The organism is Microcoleus sp. D3_18a_C4 (assembly GCF_036702415.1).
Classification (GTDB): domain Bacteria; phylum Cyanobacteriota; class Cyanobacteriia; order Cyanobacteriales; family Microcoleaceae; genus Microcoleus.
The window spans coordinates 69,167-92,209 of the sequence record NZ_JAUBTI010000021.1 but is presented as its reverse complement, the minus strand read 5'-3'; the positions used below and the strand labels follow the sequence as shown (position 1 = coordinate 92,209).

Annotated in this window: 17 protein-coding genes and 1 pseudogene; 7 read left to right on the top strand and 11 right to left on the bottom strand. The window is 46.2% G+C overall.

The genetic code is table 11. The features are described 5' to 3' along the window. Positions 1-142: 142 nt before the first annotated feature. The 4 genes from QUB16_RS12730 to QUB16_RS12715 form a co-directional block, all read right to left on the bottom strand. Complete coding sequence (locus QUB16_RS12730; RefSeq protein ID WP_333226969.1) at positions 143-586, bottom strand: DUF732 domain-containing protein; 444 nt, start codon at positions 584-586, stop codon at positions 143-145. Between the two features lie 220 nt (positions 587-806). Then, positions 807-1,427 carry a cupin domain-containing protein gene (locus QUB16_RS12725; protein WP_333316470.1) on the bottom strand — a complete coding sequence of 207 codons (621 nt, stop codon included), beginning with the start codon at positions 1,425-1,427 and terminating at the stop codon, positions 807-809. Positions 1,428-1,571: 144 nt separating this feature from the next. Beyond that, a complete protein-coding gene (locus QUB16_RS12720; protein ID WP_333316468.1) occupies positions 1,572-2,261 on the bottom strand; it encodes a sigma-70 family RNA polymerase sigma factor in 690 nt (229 codons plus the stop codon). After that, positions 2,261-3,466, bottom strand: a complete 1,206-nt coding sequence (locus QUB16_RS12715; RefSeq protein WP_333316466.1) for a transposase — start codon at positions 3,464-3,466, stop codon at positions 2,261-2,263. The genes QUB16_RS12720 and QUB16_RS12715 overlap by 1 nt, the downstream gene beginning before the upstream one ends. Before the next feature lie 786 nt (positions 3,467-4,252). Between QUB16_RS12715 and QUB16_RS12710 the strand changes: the two genes are divergently transcribed. From QUB16_RS12710 to QUB16_RS12700, 3 genes are all read left to right on the top strand, one after another. Further along, a complete protein-coding gene (locus QUB16_RS12710) occupies positions 4,253-5,467 on the top strand; it encodes a DUF4331 domain-containing protein (protein WP_333316464.1) in 1,215 nt (404 codons plus the stop codon). Between the two features lie 139 nt (positions 5,468-5,606). After that, entirely contained in the window at positions 5,607-7,013 is a 1,407-nt protein-coding gene (locus QUB16_RS12705) for a tetratricopeptide repeat protein (RefSeq protein WP_333316461.1), read from the top strand. Between the two features lie 96 nt (positions 7,014-7,109). After that, the gene (locus QUB16_RS12700) at positions 7,110-8,609 is read left to right on the top strand and encodes a HoxN/HupN/NixA family nickel/cobalt transporter (RefSeq protein WP_333316459.1); all 1,500 of its coding nucleotides are present in this window, start codon (positions 7,110-7,112) and stop codon (positions 8,607-8,609) included. Between the two features lie 120 nt (positions 8,610-8,729). Here QUB16_RS12700 and QUB16_RS12695 read toward each other — a convergent pair whose 3' ends face one another. After that, complete coding sequence (locus QUB16_RS12695; protein ID WP_333316457.1) at positions 8,730-9,167, bottom strand: DUF6918 family protein; 438 nt, start codon at positions 9,165-9,167, stop codon at positions 8,730-8,732. Between the two features lie 374 nt (positions 9,168-9,541). Continuing rightward, positions 9,542-9,757, bottom strand: a complete 216-nt coding sequence (locus tag QUB16_RS12690) for a hypothetical protein (protein ID WP_333316455.1) — start codon at positions 9,755-9,757, stop codon at positions 9,542-9,544. Positions 9,758-10,094: 337 nt separating this feature from the next. Between QUB16_RS12690 and QUB16_RS12685 the strand changes: the two genes are divergently transcribed. From QUB16_RS12685 to QUB16_RS12675, 3 genes are all read left to right on the top strand, one after another. Next, complete coding sequence (locus QUB16_RS12685) at positions 10,095-11,726, top strand: Ycf66 family protein (protein ID WP_333316453.1); 1,632 nt, start codon at positions 10,095-10,097, stop codon at positions 11,724-11,726. Between the two features lie 382 nt (positions 11,727-12,108). After that, on the top strand, positions 12,109-13,575 hold the full coding sequence (gene cobQ / locus QUB16_RS12680; RefSeq protein WP_333316451.1) for a cobyric acid synthase CobQ: 1,467 nt from the start codon (positions 12,109-12,111) through the stop codon (positions 13,573-13,575). A gap of 75 nt (positions 13,576-13,650) precedes the next feature. Beyond that, complete coding sequence (locus QUB16_RS12675) at positions 13,651-13,887, top strand: 2Fe-2S iron-sulfur cluster binding domain-containing protein (RefSeq protein WP_333316449.1); 237 nt, start codon at positions 13,651-13,653, stop codon at positions 13,885-13,887. Positions 13,888-14,251: 364 nt separating this feature from the next. Here QUB16_RS12675 and QUB16_RS12670 read toward each other — a convergent pair whose 3' ends face one another. Continuing rightward, positions 14,252-15,586, bottom strand: a complete 1,335-nt coding sequence (locus QUB16_RS12670) for a hypothetical protein (protein ID WP_333316447.1) — start codon at positions 15,584-15,586, stop codon at positions 14,252-14,254. A gap of 206 nt (positions 15,587-15,792) precedes the next feature. Here QUB16_RS12670 and QUB16_RS12665 point away from each other — a divergent pair, with 206 nt between their 5' ends. After that, positions 15,793-16,581: an SDR family oxidoreductase gene (locus QUB16_RS12665; protein ID WP_333316445.1), complete on the top strand. Its 789-nt coding sequence runs from the start codon at positions 15,793-15,795 to the stop codon at positions 16,579-16,581. 785 nt (positions 16,582-17,366) lie between these two features. Here QUB16_RS12665 and QUB16_RS12660 read toward each other — a convergent pair. The 4 genes and pseudogenes from QUB16_RS12660 to QUB16_RS12645 all read right to left on the bottom strand — a co-directional run. Next, positions 17,367-18,146: a photosystem II S4 domain protein gene (locus tag QUB16_RS12660; RefSeq protein ID WP_333316443.1), complete on the bottom strand. Its 780-nt coding sequence runs from the start codon at positions 18,144-18,146 to the stop codon at positions 17,367-17,369. A 237-nt stretch (positions 18,147-18,383) separates the two neighbouring features. Then, a complete protein-coding gene (locus QUB16_RS12655; RefSeq protein ID WP_333316441.1) occupies positions 18,384-19,208 on the bottom strand; it encodes an SWIM zinc finger family protein in 825 nt (274 codons plus the stop codon). 15 nt (positions 19,209-19,223) lie between these two features. Beyond that, positions 19,224-22,502: a DEAD/DEAH box helicase gene (locus QUB16_RS12650; protein ID WP_333316439.1), complete on the bottom strand. Its 3,279-nt coding sequence runs from the start codon at positions 22,500-22,502 to the stop codon at positions 19,224-19,226. A gap of 340 nt (positions 22,503-22,842) precedes the next feature. Next, positions 22,843-22,974 (bottom strand): annotated as a pseudogene (locus tag QUB16_RS12645) (Uma2 family endonuclease); the annotation flags it as partial. Positions 22,975-23,043: the final 69 nt, after the last annotated feature.

The following is a 23,043-nucleotide window of genomic DNA, read 5'->3' as shown; positions in this document are numbered from 1 at the left end:
GTATTGTACAATACGCGAGCGGGGACGCTCGCACTACAATAAAAAAAATGCTTTTTACAAAACTGAGATGCTCCCCCCCTTGCACTCCTGTAAAATCCAAACTGAGATGCAGCCTTACCGTGTCCCTACAGATTTCATGATATTACTTACTGGCTAATTCCGGGCAATAATGATTGGCGGCAAGGGTGGTAATAATATCGGCATCCGCAAGAAAACTTTCTTTGGCAGTTGGATTTTCGATACTGACAGCTTGCCCGATCGCTCTTAATTTAACTTCCGGCAGAGAAACTCCCGATTTTGCTTCCGCACACATTCTTTTAGCGGCCGCAATTTTTTGACCAGGGGCCCTTTGGATTGCTTGCAGTAAATTGTCCGTTGCTTCGGGAGAGTAGCTTTTTGCTAAGCGTTTATAGTCTTCGAGAAATTTCCCATCGTTTCCTGTCAGCTTAATGTCGGATTCTTGGGGCGAACACAACAAATTTAAGTTAATTACTTCTCCCACTGAATTAACAAGAAAACATCCTTCGCGTTCTTGGGCGATCGCGCTTTGGTTGCTGGGTACAAATTGTATAATAACGGCGGACATAACAGCAGTTAAACGCGAGAAATTTAGCATGGAAATTACGTGATATATTTGGGATTTTTAACCGCAGAATGCGGAGCAATATAGGGTTCTTGAGTTAGAGCGTGTCCGGTAAATTAAGCGAAATAATTGTAGGGGCGGGTTTCACCAACCATCTATACTTATAACTAAAAATCTACATAAACCCGCCCTCCAAGCTGTCGGCAATTAAACAAAAATAATATCAGACGAACATTTCGTTGTCTAGGGAAGTTTTCATTAACAGCAAACATCCCCCTTGTGAGAGGGGCGAATGTGTGGAACCGGGAACCGATCGAATGTAGTCGCCTTGATGGCAAATTTCCCCTTCTACAATTAAGTCTCCTTCTAATACAAGCACTTCCTCCGAGGCAGCGTGTCGGTGCAGGGGAAATGTTACTCCAGGTTCTAGTCGCATCAAGCAGGTAATTTCGCGCTTTTGTTTGTCAATATAAAGCTTGCCAAACGAAAGTCCCGGAACTCCATAAGATTTCCATTTGACATCGTGCGATCGCACTATTAAAGATGGAGTATTGTTCTGGGTTGGGGAAGTAACAATTGGCTTGATATTGGCTGATTCTGCCGGGGTTGGCTGCAGTTCGGCTATACGCTGGAACAGGCGGTTTTTGAGGTCGGGGGCGACAGGAACTGGGGGGGCTGTGTAGGCGATCGCGGCAATTGTGGATTCCAAAGCAGCTAATTCACTTGTAAGTTCTGGGGACTCTTTCAATTTCTCTGCAAATGCGCCGCGTTCTGACTCGTCGAGGGTATCGAGAGCTTGAAGGGCTGCAAGGATATTAAACTCCTCGTCTGGCATCATTTCCATCTGTTTTCCGCCATTAATTGTAATTCAGCCTAGGTTGATTTTAAACTTGAAATTGGTCTGCAGCCCTCGCACTCAAGATGGATGATTGGAGATGCCACAACTTTAGATTAATGTTAAACAACTTAAATTTTGTTTTTTGACTATCTAAAATTCTTCGCTCAAAGCTTGACGCAATTTGGAAAGACCCAATCGAATTCTGGTTTTGATTGTACCTGTCGGGATACCAGTTTTAGCTGCGATCGCCGCGCAAGTCAGCCCTTGGTAGTAAGCGAGTTCGATCGCCTGTTGCTGTTCCTTTGGCAGTTTTTCTAAGGCCGCTTTGACTTGTTCCCTGCGTTCTTTAAACATTGCATCTTCCATCGGTTCTGCAACGCTAGAGATTGGTACTTTAGCCTCTTCCAGACAAGCTTCAGCAGCCCGAACTGTTCGCTGCACAGCTCGCAGCCGATCGAGGGAACGACTGCGGGTAAGCATGAACAACCAAGTATCTGCTCGACTGCGAGAAGGATCGTAAGTTGCTGCTTTTTGCCAAATTTGGGAAAAAACATCGAGTACCACTTCTTCAGCTTCTTCTACCGAACCCAGGATTTTGTAAGCGAGAGCGTAACTTGGGCGACCGTAGCGATCGTAAAGTTTAGCTAATGCCGTTTGGTCTTTCTGGGCAATCTGCACTAAAAGCAGCGATTCATCGCCTGACTTCTGGCCTGTCATCTCAGTGTACCTAAAATTTTTGTTTTGACTGCACAGATCCAAAATTAAAAATTCGGCGTATATCACTACAGAACATAATTTTGACATCCTCACGCCCGCTAAAGCCACGGTGATTCTAAACATCACTGTTTAGGTTTCCTCTTTCTACGACCCGACTTACTTGAAGGAGTTTCCTCACTCAAGCTCTTGTCGATGTCTCCAGAGGCGTTTGAGGTTCCCGTGTGCCCCACGGTACGCAATCCAAGTTCTAATATGTTGCGAGCTGCATTCCAATCTCGGTCTAAAACAAATCCACAATGCGGGCAAATATGTGTTCTCTGACTTAGCGATTTCTTCGCAACTTTCCCGCAATTAGAACAATTTTGGCTGGTGTAGTGTGGTGCGACTGCAACAGTAGCTACACCAAACACTTTGCCAAAGTATTCAACCCAACCCCTAAAAGCTGTCCAAGCTGCATCTGAGATCGACTTGGATAGCTTTTTGTTTTTAACCATATTACCCACCTGCAAGTCTTCATAGGCTACCAAGTCGTTTGACTGGACTACGCACCTTGCTAATTTCACAGCAAAGTCTTTACGCCGCCTACTTACCTTGAGGTGTTTTCTGCTCAATCGATTCCGAGCCTTGGCTCTATTTTTAGAACCTTTCTGGGTTCTGGAAAGTTTACGATTAAGTCGTTTAAGTGACTTGTGAGACTTTCTCAGGTGACGCGGATTCTCAACAGTATTACCATCAGAGTCTGTGTAGAAATGGGTCAAGCCCACGTCTAAACCAATAGTCTTACCAGTAGGTTCGCGCTTTTCATTTCGTTCAGCGTCAATACAGAATTGAGCGTAGTAGCCATCAGCGCGACGAACTACTCGCACCCGTTTGATCTGGTTCAATTGGTAGAAGTGTAGGTCGCGAGTTCCCCACAACTTAAAGCTTCCTGCTTTGAAGCCATCGCTGAAGTTGATAGTTCTTCTGTCTTCCGAAAGCTTCCACCCACAAGTTTTGTATTCTACGGAACCGTGTGTTTCATGCTTTTTGAAGCGTGGGAAACCTTTCTTTCCAGGCTTACTTTTCTTACAGTTGTCGTAGAAACGAGCAATTGATGACCAAGCTCTTTCAGCAGACGCCTGTCGTGCCATTGAGTTTAGCTTGGCAGCCCAAGGGAATTCTTTGGCTAGTACCGCACAATAAGCGCTTAAGTCGTATCGATCCACACCCTTCGTATCCATCCAGTATCTGATGCAGCTATTACGAATAAAGCGAGCAGTGCTAATGGCTTCATCTAGCCTTTCGTACTGCTCGCTTTTTCCTTCTAGCTTGACTTCAAATACTAACATTTACGTTCCTGAACAGGTTATAAAAATAATAGCACAGTTCTAGGAAAATTAAAGCCGCCTTAGAAGGACGGGGCTTTAGACCCAAGTTTTTGGTAAGTTTGAAGTTGGGGTACAAACTGGAGTATGCCTTTTAAGGCTAATTTTGTCGTGCTTTGAATTCTATAAATCCCAAGTCATCTGGAATTTTACCACCTAATTAGTGATTTTTTTGAGACTTAGCAATCCGCTTTATGCAGAACAAAAAAATCCCTGAGCGTGAAGAGTCAATCGATTTTCGATTTTCGATTAAAGAATTGAAGCATTGACCCGACGGATAAATACGTTCGGCAAGTTTCATCGGATACAGGTTTTTTATTTCACCGGTCCTGAGTCTGCTTTCGGAATGAATCACGTGGCGGGTATCCTGGATGCTTTCGGTCAAAACAGCGCCATTCACTCGTTCCCAAGCTTTGTTCGATCGCTCCCAAGAACAGCCTGGGAACCCCTATAAGCGAGGCTCTGGCTCCACTCGAAGGAGGGAAGCCGTGTCTGGGAGCAGGCATTCCCAAGCCTAGTGCGGGAACGAGTAAATCCTCAATTACCCACTTTTTTACAGAAATTAGTCTGGCAGCACAGATCCAAAATTGCCAAACCTTCGTATACCACCAATAGGAGAAGGCTCAGCAACAGCGCCAAAGCCCGACAGGTTGACAGATTGCAACCTGTTGCTACAAAAGTAAAACCCGCGAAGGCGGGTTATTTACCATTGATTTGTGCAAAAAATTCATTGAAATAAAGGTGCTAACTGTGAAGCTCACAAAAAAAATTCGCCGAACCATACTAGCTATTGAAGTAGCTCTAATTGCTCTATTAACTCCAGGGATAATTGTCGCTTCTGACCACGACGACGGCGAAGTAGATATCAAAGGTCGCGCGGTCAATTTAACTGACCTATATGTATATCGCGAAAAAGACCAAAACTCCGGTGCTGCGGACGGGGATTTAGTATTTACCATGAATTCAAATCCCAGGTCTGTCGCCCGTTATCAATATTATTTCAGCACTACAGCCCTCTACCAATTTCACATCACCCAGGTAGGTGACGTGAATTCTACACCTACTGGACGTTCGGATATTATCTTGCGGTTTGCCTTCAGTCCGCCTAACAATAGAGGTATGCAAGCGGTAGCTGTAACTGTTGTTCGCGGTGGCTCGGAGACTGTTGCTAAGACTACTGTTAACGGCGGGCTAATTGCTACAACTCCGCTGAATTCTAATGCTGTTTTGAATACAGTACCTGTGGGCGGTTCTAACTTGACTGTATTTGCGGGTTTACGCGAAGACCCGTTTTTCTTTGATGTGGAACAATTTTTCCGAGTTCGCGCCGCAGCTTTGGGAACAGGGCCGCGCACTGCTTTTAAAGAACCGAGTCAAGCGATCGACTTTACTAAAGGTTACAACGTCAATACAATTGCTGTGCGCGTTCCGAAAGCGTTCTTGCAAGCAGGAACAGGGGCCAATACTTTTGATGTTTGGTCAACAGTTTCGATCCGGGATGGAGCGGGCGGTTTTAAACAATTCGAGCGTTTGGCAAGACCTGCAATTAATGAGGGTTTGATAGTTACTCCCGCTTATCTGGAAGCATTCAATAATATTCCTCCGAGATCGGATTTGAGCGCTGCTGCTGCTCCGGTGCGTCAGGAAGCTGTTGCTACTTTGAATGCTGTGGATCTTTTGGACGGTCGGGATAATGTCGATCCAAATGCGATCGCCGGAGCTTTCTTACCCGATGTCATGCGGATCGATACCACAAAAACCAGCGGCTACGCTAGCGCTACCAATGCTCAAGGAAGCTTGATCGGAGGTCGTATGCTGATGGACGACGTTATTGATATCACTCTGGGAGCTTTGGTGGGTTCTCCGGTTGGGGATAACGTTTCATATAACGGAACTCCGGGAAATCCGGCTCAAGGACACAAACCTTTAGAACCGACTTTTCCTTATTTGGCTTTGCCTAATTAATAGTGCCAGCGTCCCGCGAGCGAGTGTTTATCGCGAGCGGGGACGCTCGCACTGAGCGGGACAGGACTCGCGAGCGGGGACGCTCGCACTGCACTCCGAAAAATACAATATCTCAATTCAATAAGTTTAATTTTCAGCAATGACGGCTAATAAAGAACAAAAAATAAAATCAGATATTTTCTGGTGGCTGCTCCTAATCGGACTGCCAGTAGTGGGAATTGGTGTCGTTAATTTGACGCCGAACTGGCGTGAAATTTCAGAAAATTTTTCTAACAAAAGCCCCGAAAATCTCGATACTAATTACCGCTATCATTTTTCGGAAAGTTTGAGAAATAATCCCAATCAAAAGGAAGCAATTCAGCAAGAGATTGCTTTTTACCAGCAGCGGTTGGCTGTTGATTCCCGCAGCGGTTTGAACCGGGCGGCACTGGCGGGATCTTATTTAAAAATGGCTCGCGCTACTGGGGAGGGAGGTTGGTTTTTATTGGCAGAACAGGCGGCTCAAAGGTCGATCGCCGATTTGCCTTTTGACAACCAAGGTGCGCTGTTAGTTTTAGCTCGAATTGCCGAGGCCAGACACGATTTTGCTACTGCTTTGCGCTTTGCTAAACAGGCGGGTTCTGACAATGAAGATGCGATCGCCCTGGAAGTTACATCTCACTTAGCGATGGGTAAAGTGAGCGAGGCAAATGCAGCCGCAGAAGCCTTAGTTAACCGGATTCCTAACTTGGGTTCTCTCACTTTGAGAGCTTTAGTGAGAGAGTCTCAGGGCCGAGATGCTGAGGTTTTGCAGGATTACCGCCAAGCAATGGCGGCGGAGGAACCGGGAGAGGTTGCTGGTTCGGCGCGGGCCCGATCGCTCTTGGGTCGATTTTACGCGCGTCGCGGGCAGTTTGTGCAGGCGAAAGCGCTGTTTTTGGAGGCGCTGCGGTTGGTGCCGCGATACCCGCTGGCGCTGATTTATTTGGCGGATTTGGAGACGCGCCAAGGCAATTATCGGGAAGCGGAAGGCTATTACAGCAAGGTTTCTGCGTATTCTGGCGGGGCTGCGACTGTGTTCGATCGCATTGTCGATCGCGGTATGGCGAGGGTGAAGGATTTGCAGGGAGATGCGATCGAATCCCGGCGACTTCGGGACAAAGCAGAAGCTGGGCTGCGACAGGAACAGGTTTCTGGATCTGACGGTTTTGGCCACCGGCGCGATTTGGCAAGTTTGCTGCTGGAAAAAGGTCGATCGCAGGATGTCGCGGAAGCGCTGGCGTTAATGCAGGAGGAGGTGAAAATTCGCCGGGATGCTGTCACGCTGGATACTTTAGCTTGGGCGCTTTCGGCCTCTGGTGAATGGCAAAAGGCCGATCGAGTGATGGCCGAAATAGTGCGATCGGGGATTCGGGATGCGGGGATGTTTTACCGGGCTGGTGCGATCGCCCGGACTTTAGGTAAGGATGCTGAATCTCGCGCTTATTTTCAAAAGTCCAAGGAAATTGACCCGAGTTTTGACGATCGAGCTCGCCAAGCATTGGGTTTGGGAAGTTATGAATTTTGAGCCGTAGGGGCGGGTTCACCAATAATTTTATGGGATATAGACAATTTAAATAAACCCGCCCCCACCCGACGAGAAAACTCTTAAAAGGATATACTTATGCAATACAAACTAAACCGACAGCCCAAATTTTTCATCCTCTTCTTCCTAACACTTTCATTATTACTAACAACCTCAACCAGACCAGTTTACTCGCACTGGTCAGACTTATCCGTAGCAGAAATAGTAGTCAACGATTTGCAAACCGAAATAACATTAACTTTCCCAACCGGCTTAACAAACTTCGCCGACGACAATCGAGACAGCCAGCTACAACCTGCTGAAGTTCGCAACCACCAAACACAGCTAGAAAAGTTTTTCAGCCAACAAATCCGCCTCACCAACAGTAGCAATATTCAAGGCTCCGTAGCAGTAAACCCGCTAGAAATAGCAACTAAAACCCCCAGCTTAATACAGCAGCCCAATACCCACAGCACCTTAATTTTAGACTACACATGGCCCGCACCTTCTCAAGATAAAAGCCCCGGTTTACCTAATGCAATTTCCATCTCCAAACCTAATTTTCTGATTAATTACAATCTGTTTTTGCCCGGAGTTCCGACAGCTAGCTGTCAAGCTACGATTGTGCAAGCCGGTGCTGTAAAAAGCTTTGTGTTTACGCCGCAAAACCGCGACTTTTTGTTAGCAGGAAAGGAATCTATCTGGGATTCAGGTTGGAGTTTGCTGCTAGCAGTAGCGGGAGCATTTGCTTGGGGATGCGTGCACGCGATGTCGCCCGGACACGGCAAAACCATAGTCGGCGCTTATTTAGTTGGTTCGCGGGCTACTCCGATACACGCTTTATTTCTAGCAGCGACGACTACAATTACTCACACTGCAGGCGTGTTTGCTGTGGGCGGAATTACTTTGTTTGCTTCTAACTTAATTGACCCAGAAAAATTAGATCCTTGGCTGAGTTTAATCTCTGGTTTATTAGTAGCCTTCATCGGCCTTAACTTACTCTTATCAAAAATCAAGACTAGGTTGGTAGTGAGGACTGAATTTCTCAAAAAAATCCCAAGTAAAATTTTTAATAAAAACTGGTTTTTAAGGAGTAAAGTCCTTACTGCGGAATGTGAAGAACCAGTAAATCTTTTGACTAGAGGAAGTTGGGAGAGAGAATTTAAACCTGTAAAACCCGATATATCTCACCACTACCACCATCACGGAGACGGCCGGATTCACTCGCATTTGCCGCCCGGTGCTGACGGTTCTGCGATTACTTGGAAAAGCTTATTAGCATTGGGGATTTCCGGCGGTTTGTTGCCTTGTCCTTCCGCTTTGGTGATGCTGTTGAGCGCGTCGGCTTTGGGCAATGTTGGTTTGGGAATGACGCTAGTGGTAGCCTTTAGTTTGGGATTGGCTTTAGTGCTGAGTGCGATCGGATTAATCTTAGTTTATGCCAAACGGAATTTTGATAAACTGCCCAAACAGATAACAGCAGTCAAATTTCTGCCTGCGATTAGTGCGATGTTTGTGATGTTTTTGGGGTTGGGAATTACCGGACAGGCGCTGTTGAAAATATTGGCTGCAAATCAATGGGTAATTGGCAATGGATAAGCATAAAATTAGGACTCTCCCTCCTAACTACAAACTTACGAATAAGTCGGATTTTAGATACCCGATTTCTTGAAGAAGCCGGGTATCTGGGTATTCTGTTTTTTAGCCGTTGCTCACTTATCAGGCCGCACTATGTTTATTAATAATTTCGGCTAAACCCGGTACTCCGTTTTCCACGTAATTCTTGGCTGAGGGGCGGAGTTTGGCATAGGCGCCTTTAACCATCGCTCTTGTGCTTTTCTCGACTCTTTTGTCGCTGATTTGGAGCAATTCGTCTGCTACTTCACCTTTTCTTTGGGCTAGATATTCGACTGGGTTGCCATTGTTTACCGCTTCAGCCCACATCGGATCGAGTGCGATCGAGATTTCTGGCAGAAGTTGATCGACGACTTGGGCGCAATAGTCAGCCCGTATCCCCTTGACAGTAGAGTAGGCAGCTTTAAGAGCCATACCACCCAATCCCGGCGCTGCTGCAACTTGTTGGTCTATCAGCTTTACACAGTCATCAACAAAACTTTCTCTGTGGTTTTCATTCAATAGAATATCGCTAAGTCCCATTTTCGCTTTCCTTGATTTAATAGTCAATGTGCTTATTAGCTTGGAGAGCCATCAGGGGATTATATATCTATTTTGATCCTTTACTCAGGATTACACAAGTTTTTTAAGGTTTGAAAGTCTTTACTTGACAAGCTGATGTTGAGATTTGTCTAGTAGTATGTTATGGGAATTAAGGTTCAATCTGCTACTAATTATTGACCTAGGGTTTGTAGTAAGGGCTTTAGTCCTTATTAGGTGATATTAATGAGGACTAAAGCCCTGACTACAAACAGATGAGTTGTGAACCGTCACAGAGAAAAGAGAACAACTCGAAAAAAACATTAGAGAGACTCGGACTAAGTTCGATCGCACTTGCACGTATCTTGCAGGTATCATTACGATTGGACATTCTGCTTGAGGTCTGCAGGTACTGAAACGATGGGGAGTTTCAGAGGTTGAGCCGGATTATCGCTCGATCGCAATACCAAATTTTTGGGTAACTTTGCGGAAGTGCTCAGTCCGGGAAATACTTGAAGCGATAAGGTTAAGGCTGCCGCTAATAATACTTTTTCTAACATGGCACTTTCTCCCATACATACGCCCAAGGGCATAATTCCTCTTACACCTACAACATATAAACATCTTCAGTCACTTGGTGCGATCGCACGGGCATAGTCTAAGTGACATCTATCACCACGGAGAAAGGGGTGATGGGGATAGGGGGTGTGGGCATAGGGGGTGATGGCATTAGGGAGGTGGGGGAGAGTGGGAAATCTTGACTCGCACTTCTTGCGTCAACATCCGTTGAACGTGTTAAATTCCTTACACGGCACATTGCCAAACTTCCCTACAAATCAAGAATTGTCCTAGAGAAAGAAGCCGTTGAGTCTCTCTCAAAGGTAGAATTAGCGCGTAGAAGTTATTTGACACAGCGGAGGTACCGACAAGATGCTTGCATACATTCTGGCGTTGGCGGTCGGTCTAGGCAGCTTCAGTATTTACATGGCGGCCTTCTTTTTTCCAGAAGTACACCGCAAAAGTGATTTTACCTGGAGCGGGGTAGGGCTTTTTTATGCGTTAATTTTATGGGCTTGTGCGGGACGAATTACTGGTGCTCTCCTGCTTGGTCAAATGGCGGGCGTGGCGATGTTGGGCTGGTTTGCCTGGGAAACTCTGACTTTGCGCCGGCAGGTGACGCCCGTTGCTGAGCAAACGCCGATTCCTCAGTCGGCGAATTTGCCAGGGGCAGGAGGCGTGCCGTTTGCTGGCTTGTTTGCCAAGAAAAAAGAACCCGCAGCGGCGAAAAAACCTAAGTTTGTTCGATCGCCCAAACCGAAAACTGATGTGGTTCCAGCACCCACTCTGGATAAGGGCGAGGTAAAGCTAGAGGAACAGCCGGGGATTGCCCCCATAGCTGAAAGTATTGCTGAAAGTGCGATCGACGAGCTAACGGCCGAAAGTTCGATCGCCCCTGACTTGAAAATTCCCGACTCGAAACCACCTGCAATTGCAGAAATACCAGTGTTTTCAGTCGAAACTCCTGCTGCTGAGACTTCACAACCTCCAGCAGAATTAGCCAGCAACTTCACTCCTCTACCTCTACCTCTAGAAATTTCAGAAATAGCCGTTGCACCAAGTGTGGAGCCAGTAGAGGCTCAGCCAGAGCCTCAACAGCAGCCAGAAGTCGATGATTTTGACGAGGAAACAGAATGGAGGACAGCCGTTAAAGAGTCGCAGGCTGCAGCGGCAGCGGCGGCGGCCCCAACGGCGGCCCCAACTCCTCCTACTCCTCCAAAACCAGCTAAAAAATCTGGCGGTTTCGGAAGTCTGTTCGACAATATCAAAAATAGTCTCGGCGGTATGTTGGGACTCGGTGCGGCTAAAAACAAGTCTGATGCAACTCCCCAGACGCCAAAACCTTCAGCGACTCCAGAATCGATCGCACCTGAATCTAAAATAACGGCAACTCCTGCACCGGGTATCGACCAAATTCTCGAATCCGAATTAGCCCAGGCGGCTGCGGAAGTGGCAGCCGAAAGCAGCAACACTGCTGTCGAAACAAGCCTTGGAGTGCCTTTTCCCACCAATGTTGAAGCAATGGCCGCGTTGATGGCCACAGAAACCGCGAGTTCTGACAAAATAGTGGACGGGACGATCGAAGATCGATCGTCCGCTGAAATTCAGACACCGCTGGCTGCGGTTGGTGAACCGGAAGCAGCAGCCCCTGCTGTATCTCTGGAAACCCAGACACCGCTGGCTGCAGTTGGTGAACCGGAAGCAGCAGCAGCAGGCGTACCGGAAGCAGAAGCCCCAGCAGCATCGATAGAAATGACTGTGGTGGAAATGGCAGCGCCTGTAGAGATAGAAATACCGGGAGAACCTGGGTTGAGCGTGCAGGTGGAAACGGTTTCAGTATCAGTGATCTCGATCGAATCAACAGATAAAACACCATCTTCTGAGGGAGAACAACCGGAATTGATTCGCCCGAATCCCCCCCCTTCCACAGATAAAACACCATCTTCTGAGGGAGAACAACCGGAATTGATTCGCCCGAATCCCCCCCCTTCGGATCTAGTCTAAACTGCTAAACCGGCCGCTGAATCCAAGTCGGAGAATGTATCCGGCGAATATCACCCGTCATCTTAAGGCAGAAAGCAAAAGGTAGAAACCAGAATTTTTTTGATTCTGCCTTCTGCCTTCTTACTTCTTACTTCTTACTTCTTACTTCTTACTTCTTACTTCTTACTTTTTTCTTCTTACTTCTTACTTCTTACTTCTTACTTTTTTCTTCTGCCTTCTTCCCTCTTCCCTTTGCCTTCTGCCCTCTGCCTTCTGCCTTCTGCCTTCTTCCCTCTTCCTTCTTCCGACGGACATCGGACTGACATCCGTTACATCCGTTACATCCGCCCTTGCGAATCCGTTGCCGAACTTCCCTCTTCCCTCTTCCTTCTCCCTTAATATTATGAAAGCAATTATGGTCGTGGGAACAACATCTCACGCAGGGAAATCTTTACTCGTAGCAGCTTTGTGTCGAATCTTTTCTCGGCGAGGCTGGCGGGTAACTCCGTTTAAAGGTCAGAATATGGCACTGAATTCCTATGTCACAGCCGCCGGCGGAGAGATTGGTTACGCTCAAGCAGTGCAAGCTTGGGCTGCGGGCGTCGCACCTTGGGTAGAAATGAATCCGATTTTGCTCAAGCCACAAGGAGACATGACTTCTCAATTGATTGTCAAGGGCAGGGCGATCGCAAATGTGCGAGCATCTCAATATTACGAGCAGTATTTCGATATCGGCTGGCAAGCTATTCGGGAATCTTTAGAATTTCTCAAGCAAGAATTTGACATGATTGTGTGTGAGGGAGCCGGTAGCCCTGCTGAGATTAATCTCAAACACCGCGATTTAACAAATATGCGGGTAGCTAAATATTTAAAGGCTCGGACTTTGCTAGTAGTTGATATCGATCGCGGCGGTGCTTTTGCTCACCTTATCGGTACTTTGGAATTGCTCGATCCCGACGAACGAGCTTTAATTAAAGGATTCATTATTAATAAGTTCCGAGGGCAAAAATCGATCTTAGATCCGGGCCTGACTTGGCTAGAAGAAAGGACGGGAATCCCGGTAGTTGGGGTGATTCCTTGGATCGACGAAGTGTTTCCCTCAGAAGATTCTCTCGATTTGCTCGATCGGCGTTCTCCCAATTCTCAAACCGACATAAATATTTCAGTCATCCGCCTGCCCCGAATTTCCAATTTTACCGACTTTGACCCCCTGGAGTCGGAAACTTCCGTCACCGTCAAATATATCAGCCCAAAAGACCATTTAGGCCATCCAGACGCGGTGATTTTACCAGGCTCTAAAACTACAATTTCCGATTTGCACGTGCTGCGCCAAACAGGTATGGCAAAAGCTATTCAAAATTATTTAGTAGCTGGCGGTACAGTCATGGGAGTTTGCGGCGGCTTTCAGATGCTGGGACAAAGTATCACCGATAAAGAAGGCATTGAGGGAGAAAAGGGAGAATTTCCAGGATTAGGATTGCTGCCTTTGAAAACTGCGATGGCACCGAACAAAATTGCCCGCCAACGAATCGTAACATCTAACTATCCTCAACCGGGTTTGCCAGTTTCCGGTTACGAAATTCATCAAGGAAAAACGCAAATCCTAGAGTCAGATTTGACTCAACCGCTATTTGACGATGCTAGTTTAGGCATTGTCAATACTTCTCAATCAATTTGGGGTACATACCTGCACGGCATCTTTGACAACGGAGCTTGGCGGCGAGCTTGGTTAAATCACTTGCGGCAGCAGCGGGGACTCCGCGCCTTGCCTACAGGTATTCCTAATTACCGAGAACACCGAGAAACTCTGTTAGACTCTCTAGCAGATACTGTGGAAAAGCATTTAGATATAAAGCATATTTTAGGTTAATTAGTTAACTGTTGACAGTTGACAGTTGACAGTTGACTATTAACTATTGTTTGTTAGAGTTGAGGTTCATATTCCATGCCAAAAGTTTGTTTTTTACCAGATAATGTGACAGTTGAAGCTGAACCAGGAGAGCTTTTGCTAGATGTAGCCAAACGTGCAGGGGTTTCTATTCCTACTGGCTGTCTCATGGGTTCTTGTCACGCTTGCGAAGTAGAAATTGATGGCGGAGATACGATTTGTGCTTGTATTTCCGGCATCCCTTCGGGGAAAAAGCAAGTGACAATTAATTTGTATGTTGACCCGAATTGGTAATTTGTTAGTTGGCAGTTGGCAGTTGGCAGTTGGTTGTTGGCATTAGTCATTAGTCATGATATCATGTCCGGTCGAGCGATCGCGATTTTTGTAGGGGCGGGTTTACCAACAATACCTGCGAATAATTGACAATCTCAAAAACCCGCCCCGACCAAGATATTATGGTTAATCGATCGGACATGATATGAGTCATTAGGATCGCGAATTAAATAATTTACACTCTTGAAAGTGGGGAGTAGGGTTGGGCGTCCCGCCCGCCCTTTCTGGACGGGCGGGACGCCCATCCCACAAGAACAATTAAAATTGTAAGTTATTTAATTCGCGATCCTTAACAGTTAACAGTCAACAGTCAACAGTCAACTGACTAATTCTTTTGCCATTCTTGCTGTTTCTTGCGAGCAGATTGCAGCCATTTTTGGGATTCGGGATAAACAGTTGTACCGGGTTTAACGGATTCTAATTGATTGATAATTTGTTGCAACTGGCTGAGGGAGTAACCGGGATTTTGAGAATTCACATTATTTTGCAAGTTGGCAAACAAGCTTTTAGCTGCTTGCAAAGCTTTTGCAGAATCTTTTTCTGCTTCCAGTCTAATCTGGGTAATTCCTAAATCTTTTTGATATTTAGCGAGTTTGGTTTGAGCGTCGAGATACCCAGGGTTATCGACAGAAATCAATTTCAGTCTGTTAATAGCTTCTTGCCACAATTGTGCTATTTGCTCCCACTGTGCGGCGGGATGTGGCGGGTTTTTGGCGGCGACGGCGGCGGAGAGAGCAAATTCTTTGGCAGCTTCAATTAAGTTGTCAGCCTGCACAGAACCGGTGGCGACGCCGCCCATTGCTTGAAAGTCTCTTTCTGCTGCTTTGAGTGTTTTCTTAGCCGTTTCTCCCGCGAGGGTTTCGGCGGGAATTTGATTGAGTTGGTCGATCGCACTTTGCCAATTTACGGTCGCTTTTTGTCTATCCGCAGCGGTTTTGGCTTGCTGATACTGCTGTTTCGCCGCGTTGAGAGTTTTTTCGACTTGATTTAACTGAGTAAAAGCATTTTTTTGCTGGAAAACCTGAGCCTCCATCCGCCCGACATTTTTGCGGGCGGCTTGAAATTCATCGACTGTAAACCGCCAACTGCAGCCAAAAAAATTGCAGTAAGTTTGTGGATAGTAGCCGAGGAACCACACCGGCAAGGCGTCGAGGTGTTTTTGCGCTTGTTTTGCTTTAATTTCGCCCAAGTCAAAATCAGCGACAGCAGTGGCTTTATTCACCAGTTGATCGGATTGTTCCACAAGGGCGATCGCCTGCCGGTAATTGTGATCCATACTCATAAAACTCGGCAGCAACAATATCGGCATTGTTTTCGCAACGGGCCAGCGAATCATCGGAAAAGGTAGATTTAGCAGCCAAATTATCCCTGCAGCGCTTCCCAGCAAACTCCCAGCAAAGATGATTTTACCGAACAATCCGGGCGGGCGGTTGGCTTTGACGGCAGCTTTGAGAGCTTGTTCGCTGAAGTTGGGAAATTCCTCTTTGAAGGTATCCCGGATTTCTTCTGTTGAGGCGAAAGTACCGTTTTGCGATCGTAACTTCTCCAACCGCTTGATTACCATCCGTCGGTAGACATCACCGGCTAGACTATCAGCCGCCGCGCACTTGTCAACTTCGGCCCGCAAAATTTCAAAAGCTCGATCGGTAAGACGCGCCATAAAACTCACCTATTCCCTTTTAATTATTTTACAGGTTCCCCGTCAAAATAATTGAGTCTGGGATGCAGAAACCGGGTTTTTTTACTAAAATACTGCATCCGAGCCTTTAAGTAAAGTAAAAAACCCGGTTTCTTTGGTATTTATGCGTAAGTCCAGATAATTGTTAAAATATATAAAGCCTAGGTCAAATAATCCGAATTAATTTCATGCCCACTGCTTTAATCACCGGTGCTTCTGGCGGAATTGGTGCAGCCTTTGCCGCCGAATTAGCCAAACGCCAGCACAATCTAATTTTGGTAGCTCGTTCCGAAGACAAATTGCAACAGCTAGCTGCTCAACTGCAACAGGAATTCAATATTTTGGTCGAAGTTATCGTTCAAGATTTGACCGCACCAGGAGCGACAACTGCTGTATTTGACGCGGTTGTTAAAAAAGGTTGGACGGTTGATTTGTTGGTGAACAATGCGGGTTTTGGCGATTACGGTGCTTTTGCCGATCGCCCGCTTGCGAAACAACTAACAATGGTGCAACTAAATATTGTAGCATTAGTTGAACTCTCGCACTTATTTTTGCAGGGAATGCGGCAGCGAAAATCAGGAAGTATTATCAATGTTGCCTCTATCGCAGCTTTTCAACCGATGCCGTACTTGTCGATGTATGCAGCTACTAAAGCCTTTGTTTTGAGTTTCAGCGAGGCACTTTGGGCGGAAAACAAAGATTTAGGAATTCGCATTTTGTGCCTTTGTCCAGGGCCGACAGAATCGGACTTTTTCGCAGTAGCTGAATTCCCTCAATCAATGGCATCCAGCAGCGGGCAAAAACTCGTTCCCGCTGCGGAAGTAGTGCGAGATGCTTTGAAAGCTTTAGACAAAAATGAGTCTAATGTTGTGACAGGGGGAATTCCCAATCAAATCATTGCAAATATGCCTCGATTGATGCCGCGAGAACTTTTGGTGAAGTCGGTAGAAAAGGTGTTTCGGGCGAAAGAGGAATAATCGCGATCGTTGACAATATAAATAAACCCGCCCCCACCCAAGGACAAACATTCGATCGCCCCTAACCCAAATTTTCCCAAAAGTCGATCGCACATTCGGGCCACCAAAATCCCCGACGCTACCCCACAAGTCCGCCGGGGGTTTCAACCCCCGTCGAGAGAGCGAAAGTCCTCTAAAAGAGGACTCAAAAGCAAATTAAATAAACAATCGAGTATTTGTCACCATAATCGATTATTTGTCACCATTCTTCAGTCGGTTTCAACCGACTTTAGCTATGAGACAGGGGTTTCAACCCCTGGCGGACTCGCGGACAAACAAACGAGCCCGTGGACAAATAATCGCACCCACGGATAGATGAACGTTCCCAAATTTTCCCAAAAGGTCGATCGCACATTCGGGCCACCAAAATCCCCGACGCTACCCCACAAGTCCGCCGGGGGTTTCAACCCCCGTCGAGAGAGCGAAAGTCCTCTAAAAGAGGACTGGAAAGCACATTAAATAAACCATCGAGTATTTGTCACCATAATCGAGTATTTGTCACGATTCTTCAGTCGGTTTCAACCGACTTTAGCTATGAGACAGGGGTTTCAACCCCTGGCGGAATCGCGGAATCGCGGACAAACAAACGAGCCTGCGGACAAACAAACGCACCCACAAACAAATCAACCTTCCCCAATTTTACCAAGCGTCCAGGACTACCACAGAAACCAAAGAAACCGGGTTTTTCGCAGTTTTTACGCGGTGTAACAATATTCTCGAAAAAAACCCGGTTTCTGGGCTATAAATTACAAATATCGAGTTAACTGGACTCGATAGCGTTCCTTCTTAGTAACAGCAACTTCCCCAATTTCCAATCTTCCCTTGCCCGTAACAGCAATTAAATCTCCCGACTTGACATTATAACTAGCTTGAGTAACGTCTTTCCAGTTAACTCGCACGTCACCGCTGCCAATTAAATCGGCCATTTTGCTGCGAGACATTGCGAATCCAGCCGAGGCGACAGCATCCAATCTCATAGATGCTTCAACCGTGGTCATTTCTTTCTTTTTGGGTTCTCTAATTTTGAGTTCGCTCAACTCAATGCGCCGCGTTTGCACAGGAACCGATCGCACTTGCTGCAAACTCATCTCCAAATACTCTACCATCTCCGGCATGACAATGGCTTGCGCGCCGCGTTCACCCAAAACAATCACATCACCAGTTTTCTCGCGGACAATTCCCGTACCCAACATCGCCCCCAAAAAGTCGCGGTGAGAAGCTGTATCGAACAAGAAATTGCCAGCAATTTCTACCGCAGCCACGTTAACACTAGCAGAGTCCATCGGGATATCCGATCGCGCGATCGCAATTCTTTGTCTTTCAGCTTGCGGGTAGCCGCCCCACGCCACTAATTCCACGTCTGTTAAGCGTTTAAATACCGTCATAGTGTCCGCCAATTCTGGAGGCGACAGAAAATCAGTCAGAGTAACTTCCCAAGTTTTAATTGCTTGTTCCGCTTGGTCGATCGCCCGCGCGACACATTCGCGGTTTTCGATGCCTTTTAACAGTTCTTCTCTTTGTAACATCAGTTAATGCTAGATTCTAATTTGAAATTGCCAAAAATTGCTGTAACTAAAAAGTCTACTTTTTAACAGTCACACTACTTTAATTATAGTCTAAAATCATCAAATAACGATCGTATGATTTTAGTTGCTGGTAAAGCTGATATGATGAGCACGATTATTGTACCAAATCTATGAAGTCTTCGAGTTAAAGTTTTTGCAAGAGTTCGATCGAGTATGGCAGCAAAATTGTCCACCCAACTACTTATTCTTCTTCACCCGCAAATACAGTTCTTCCATCGCCTCAATAAACGAACCATCCTTGTGCCAAAACTGTGGAAAATCTCCCTGTTTCTTCACCACGATCGCACTTACCCCACTTTGCGCTGCCACCTCAATCGTCTGCGGTAATCGCTTCGCACCATGCCAAAACTCTTTCAGGCTAACCGTTTGCGCCTCACTGGCGATCGCCTGCGTGTAATAGGAATCCACCGCCACAGGGGCCGCTGCATCCGCCGTCAACTCGGCAGAAAGTGCCAAGCCCAAAGGCGTTTTTGCTAATTCGCGGTGCAGCACTTCCTTAGAAAGCCCCCGTAATTCAAACAGTAAAAATGGATCTTTGTCCAATTCGGCCGCCACCAAATAATAAACTCCGGCAATATGTTTGCAGGGATTGCTATAGTCTGGGCAAGAGCAAGTAGTCTTAAAGTCCTCGCGGCGGCTGGGTAAAAGGTGCAATCCGAGGGGTGCAAAAGCATTTTCAATGTTGTCGGGCATTTCGTTGAGTAGCAACCGGGAAATGAAGCTGGCTTTCGATGCCATTTGGGCGATCGCCACTTTCCACTTTTCCTGACTAATCGGCTCAAACTCAATTTTAGTTTTGTACAGAGGCTCCTTATAAACCCCAAAATAAGGATTTACCGACCCCCTTACTTCTGCCATCACTAACCCATCATTAATCTTAAAGCTTTTTACCTTGTCATTCCTTGCATAGGAACGTCCCCGTCCCAGTCGCCCAGAATCTGTAAATCTTTCTAACGCATCGATAAATTTATTGCCCCACCAAGTCCTAGTAAATTGTGACATATTTTTGAGTTTCTCCTAATCTAAAACTGCATTTTTATTGAGCCTAATTAACTTTTTAAATGCCTCATTATCCAACTCAGTCAGCCACGATTCATCAGCACCAATAATTGACCCTGCCAATTTCTTTTTGTCTTCAATCATTTGGTCAATCTTTTCTTCCAAAGTACCAATTGCCACAAACTTATGCACAAACACATTTTTTTCCTGTCCAATCCGAAACGCCCGATCCGTCGCCTGATCTTCCACCGCCGGATTCCACCAGCGATCGAAATGGAACACGTGATTGGCTTTTGTCAGCGTAATTCCCACGCCGCCGGCCTTCAGTGACAGAATAAATACCGAAGGTTCAGACTCTGGATCTTGAAACTCTGAAATCATCCGTTCCCGTTTTTCACGACTGGTTCCCCCGTGGATGTAGTAAGTGTTGTAATGTAGCGTTTGTTTAATATATTTTTCCAACGCGCTTCCCAGTTCTGTAAACTGCGTAAATACCAATAAACTTTCGCCTTCTGCTTTGACTTCCTCAATCATCTCGATCAGCCGTTCCAGTTTGTGCGATCGCTCTGGTGTAAAGTCACTTTCATCTTGCAAAAACTGGCGCGGATGGTTACAAATTTGCTTCAGCTTCAGCAGTGTCGCCAAAATCATCCCCTTGCGCTTCATCCCTTCCGTCGCGTCAATTTCTTGTTCTACCTCTTTCACAATCGCTTCATAAAGCGAAGCTTGCTCGCGGGTGAGATTGCAGTAGAGCTTTTGCTCAACTTTGTCGGGGAGATCCTGAATAATCGACTTATCGGTTTTCAGACGGCGCAGGATAAAAGGTTCTACTAATTTTTTGAGCGCGGCTGATTGTGTGCGACTCCCATGTTTTTGAATTGGTAATTCAAACATTTTCCGAAACTGTGCCTCTTTTCCCAAATATCCGGGATTGAGGAAATTAAAAATTGACCATAAATCCAACAATCGATTTTCCACGGGTGTTCCAGTCAATGCTAGTCGATGGGTAGCGGGTAACTTTAAAATCGCCTTGGTTTGCGCCGCTTTGGGATTTTTAATATTCTGGGCTTCATCAATTACCACGCGATGCCACGCTACGCTGCTCAACAGCTTCTCATCTTTTCGCACCAAGGTAAAGGAAGTAATCAACATATCGCAACCTTGGACGGCGGCTTTGAATGCTTTGGCATCTTGCAAACGTTGAGGGCCGTGGTGAATCAGCGATCGCAATTCTGGAGCAAACTTTTCCATTTCCTTTTGCCAGTTACCAACTACGGATGTGGGCGCAATTAGCAGCGTGGGTAGAACCGAAGGTGCGATCGCTTTTTCTGTCTCTTTTGTAGTAGATAAAACTTCCCGCTCTTGCAATAATCGAGCAATTACCTGCGCCGATTTACCCAAACCCATATCATCGGCAAGACAGCCATTTAATCCCAAACTTTCCAAATAACTCAACCAAGAAACGCCGCGCTTTTGGTAATCCCGTAGCTTGCCTTGAAACTTTGCTGGATCTGCAATTAACTCTAACCGACTCTTATCGTTCAGCTTCTCCAACATATCCGATAGAACCCGATCGCGCTCGACTTCCAACTGTTCGCTCGCTTCTCCTTCTGCCGTCAACTTCATAAAGTCAATCAGGCTTAACTCTGGGTTTTCTTCGCGATGTTTTTGCCAAAAATTTAGCATCTCCTGCATCTTGTCTTTGTCCAGTTCCATCCATTGTCCTCGGAACTGTACCAGCGGTGTTTTGCTATTTACTAACGCCTGCCATTCTTGTTCGCTAACCCGTTCACCCCCGATCGCCAATTCATATTGATATTCCACCAAGGAATCGGCCGAAAACAATCCTTTGCCCTTGATTGCAGGGCTTTTGCTGCCCTTCCCTTTGACTTGCAAGCGAATCTTCGCCCGTTGTCGTCCCTTCGGTGTCCACCAAGCGGGGACAATCACTTTGTATCCGGCATCTTCTAATACCCAAGCGGACTCGCTGAGGAAGGTGAAAGCATCATCTAAGGTGAGGGAAATGTTAGCAGGTTTGTCGGTTTCTAGCCCTTGCCAAAGTTGGGGATAAATACGGGCAGCGTAGCCGAGATTTGTCAGCAAATGTTGCTCAAAGTTGTCTCCGAATTGTGTTTGCAACTGTTTTTGTTGAGTCGATCGCGATCGCCAATAATCCTGCAACGGCATCCGCAGAGATGGGTCTTTTTTCGCAGCCACCTGAAACTCTAAAACCCAAGGCTGTTCGGGGTTTTCGGGGGATTGTAGTTGAAAGCAGAGGGAAAATGAGTCAGCAGATTGATTGCGCGTAATGCGATCGCGCCAGGTTTGCCATTGCCGGTATTGTTCAAGGCTTACTCGCGCGATTTTTCGTGTTTGGTTGAGGCAGATTTGGAGTAAAGAATCCGCAATCTTATTTTCAAACGATGCTGGGATGGGGGTTTGAGTGACAATTTCCGCGATCGCACACTCGGAAAAATGCCGCAGCAACCGTTCGCGATCGTAGAACTTTGGTGTATCTTGTAGCTGGATCTTCCGAAAACCGGACACACAAACTAAAGGCATCCATTCAACATAGCGTTGTAAATCAGTTTCGTACTGTGTTGAAACAATTTCCCATCCCGGATAAATCTCAAAGCTGGGTGCAATTTGGGCAGGTATTTTTGGAGTTTTTGCAGTTGTTTTGGTTTTTGTCACGCCCGCTTTCTTACGCCCGCGCGTGGCTTTCTCAGCGGGTTCGGATGTTTCGATGGGTGCGATCGCGATCGGAGCAGTTTCTCGATAGCGCAACGCCGGAATATAATGATCTTTCAGAACAATTTGCTTAAAATTTTGGGTGTAGTGATACCAAAATAGTAAGTCTGAACCAAACTGAACTTCTGCTAAATCGTAGAGGGCAAAAAAATGCAGATCGTTCAATACTTTAGTCAAAGTGTGGGTGGCGATGCACACACAATCAACTTGCCAATACTCCAACTCAAATGTTTCGGGTAACTCTGTCTCTAAATATCGCGCTAACTCTAAAGAAGGTAACGGCTGGTTGTCTGCAGTGGGCAGTAAAAAATACCGAGGGACGATCGCGTATTCTCGCCCCATCGCACTTGTATTGCTGACTGCTGACAGTTGAATCCCGGCTTCTTTCGTTAGAAACTCTCTTAACTGTGCCGTCTCCAATTGTCGGGGATGAACCTTAGCAGGCTGTTTTTTCTTTTGAGTGGTTTCAACCCAAAGACAAAAAGTTCCACCTTGAACAAAACTCTCTTCTGTTTGAGGAATCCAAGTCCCGTGGAGGATTTTCATAGGTTATACCATCAATTAGCGGGAAAAGATAAGACGGCGGTTGAAAGAGACTGTGGGCGAATTCGCTGGTGGTGTTACCCATCACCTCTAGGAGGCAGTATTTCCGTTCACTATTGGTAGTTAATGGCTATATGGTCAATTAGACATTTAGTCTAGAACCACTTTTTTAGGGGTGAGGGGTGAAGCCCTTTATTGATTCGCCAACAGTCTCTAATAATAGACTTTTTGCAAAAGTCCTTTTAAGCAAATTTTCGGACGGGCAAGATGCCCATCCCACAAGAGAAAAAACTTTTTGTGGGATGGGCATCTTGCCCGTCCCAGCTATTTTTGCAAGAGGTCTAATCAATCCTCCACTAGCAGTCCGTTCAAATCTTAAATCCCGGTTGTCAATACACAACTGAAAAAACTGCTCGTCTGTTAATTCGAGCGTTAATTCTAGGGGAGAATCTAGGGGGATAGTTTGTGATTCCATAACTGCCTCCAAATATTACACGAGTAAAATGTCAACAGTTAACCGTCAACAGTTGACCGTCAACAGTTA

Coding starts and splice junctions, on each gene's coding strand:
- QUB16_RS12730 (WP_333226969.1), bottom strand. CDS start 586: ATGTCCGCCGTTATTATACAATTTGTACCCAGCAACCAAAGCGCGATC.
- QUB16_RS12725 (WP_333316470.1), bottom strand. CDS start 1,427: ATGGAAATGATGCCAGACGAGGAGTTTAATATCCTTGCAGCCCTTCAA.
- QUB16_RS12720 (WP_333316468.1), bottom strand. CDS start 2,261: ATGTTTAGAATCACCGTGGCTTTAGCGGGCGTGAGGATGTCAAAATTA.
- QUB16_RS12715 (WP_333316466.1), bottom strand. CDS start 3,466: ATGTTAGTATTTGAAGTCAAGCTAGAAGGAAAAAGCGAGCAGTACGAA.
- QUB16_RS12705 (WP_333316461.1), top strand. CDS start 5,607: ATGACGGCTAATAAAGAACAAAAAATAAAATCAGATATTTTCTGGTGG.
- QUB16_RS12700 (WP_333316459.1), top strand. CDS start 7,110: ATGCAATACAAACTAAACCGACAGCCCAAATTTTTCATCCTCTTCTTC.
- QUB16_RS12695 (WP_333316457.1), bottom strand. CDS start 9,167: ATGGGACTTAGCGATATTCTATTGAATGAAAACCACAGAGAAAGTTTT.
- QUB16_RS12690 (WP_333316455.1), bottom strand. CDS start 9,757: ATGCCCTTGGGCGTATGTATGGGAGAAAGTGCCATGTTAGAAAAAGTA.
- QUB16_RS12685 (WP_333316453.1), top strand. CDS start 10,095: ATGCTTGCATACATTCTGGCGTTGGCGGTCGGTCTAGGCAGCTTCAGT.
- cobQ (WP_333316451.1), top strand. CDS start 12,109: ATGAAAGCAATTATGGTCGTGGGAACAACATCTCACGCAGGGAAATCT.
- QUB16_RS12675 (WP_333316449.1), top strand. CDS start 13,651: ATGCCAAAAGTTTGTTTTTTACCAGATAATGTGACAGTTGAAGCTGAA.
- QUB16_RS12670 (WP_333316447.1), bottom strand. CDS start 15,586: ATGGCGCGTCTTACCGATCGAGCTTTTGAAATTTTGCGGGCCGAAGTT.
- QUB16_RS12665 (WP_333316445.1), top strand. CDS start 15,793: ATGCCCACTGCTTTAATCACCGGTGCTTCTGGCGGAATTGGTGCAGCC.
- QUB16_RS12660 (WP_333316443.1), bottom strand. CDS start 18,146: ATGTTACAAAGAGAAGAACTGTTAAAAGGCATCGAAAACCGCGAATGT.
- QUB16_RS12655 (WP_333316441.1), bottom strand. CDS start 19,208: ATGTCACAATTTACTAGGACTTGGTGGGGCAATAAATTTATCGATGCG.
- QUB16_RS12650 (WP_333316439.1), bottom strand. CDS start 22,502: ATGAAAATCCTCCACGGGACTTGGATTCCTCAAACAGAAGAGAGTTTT.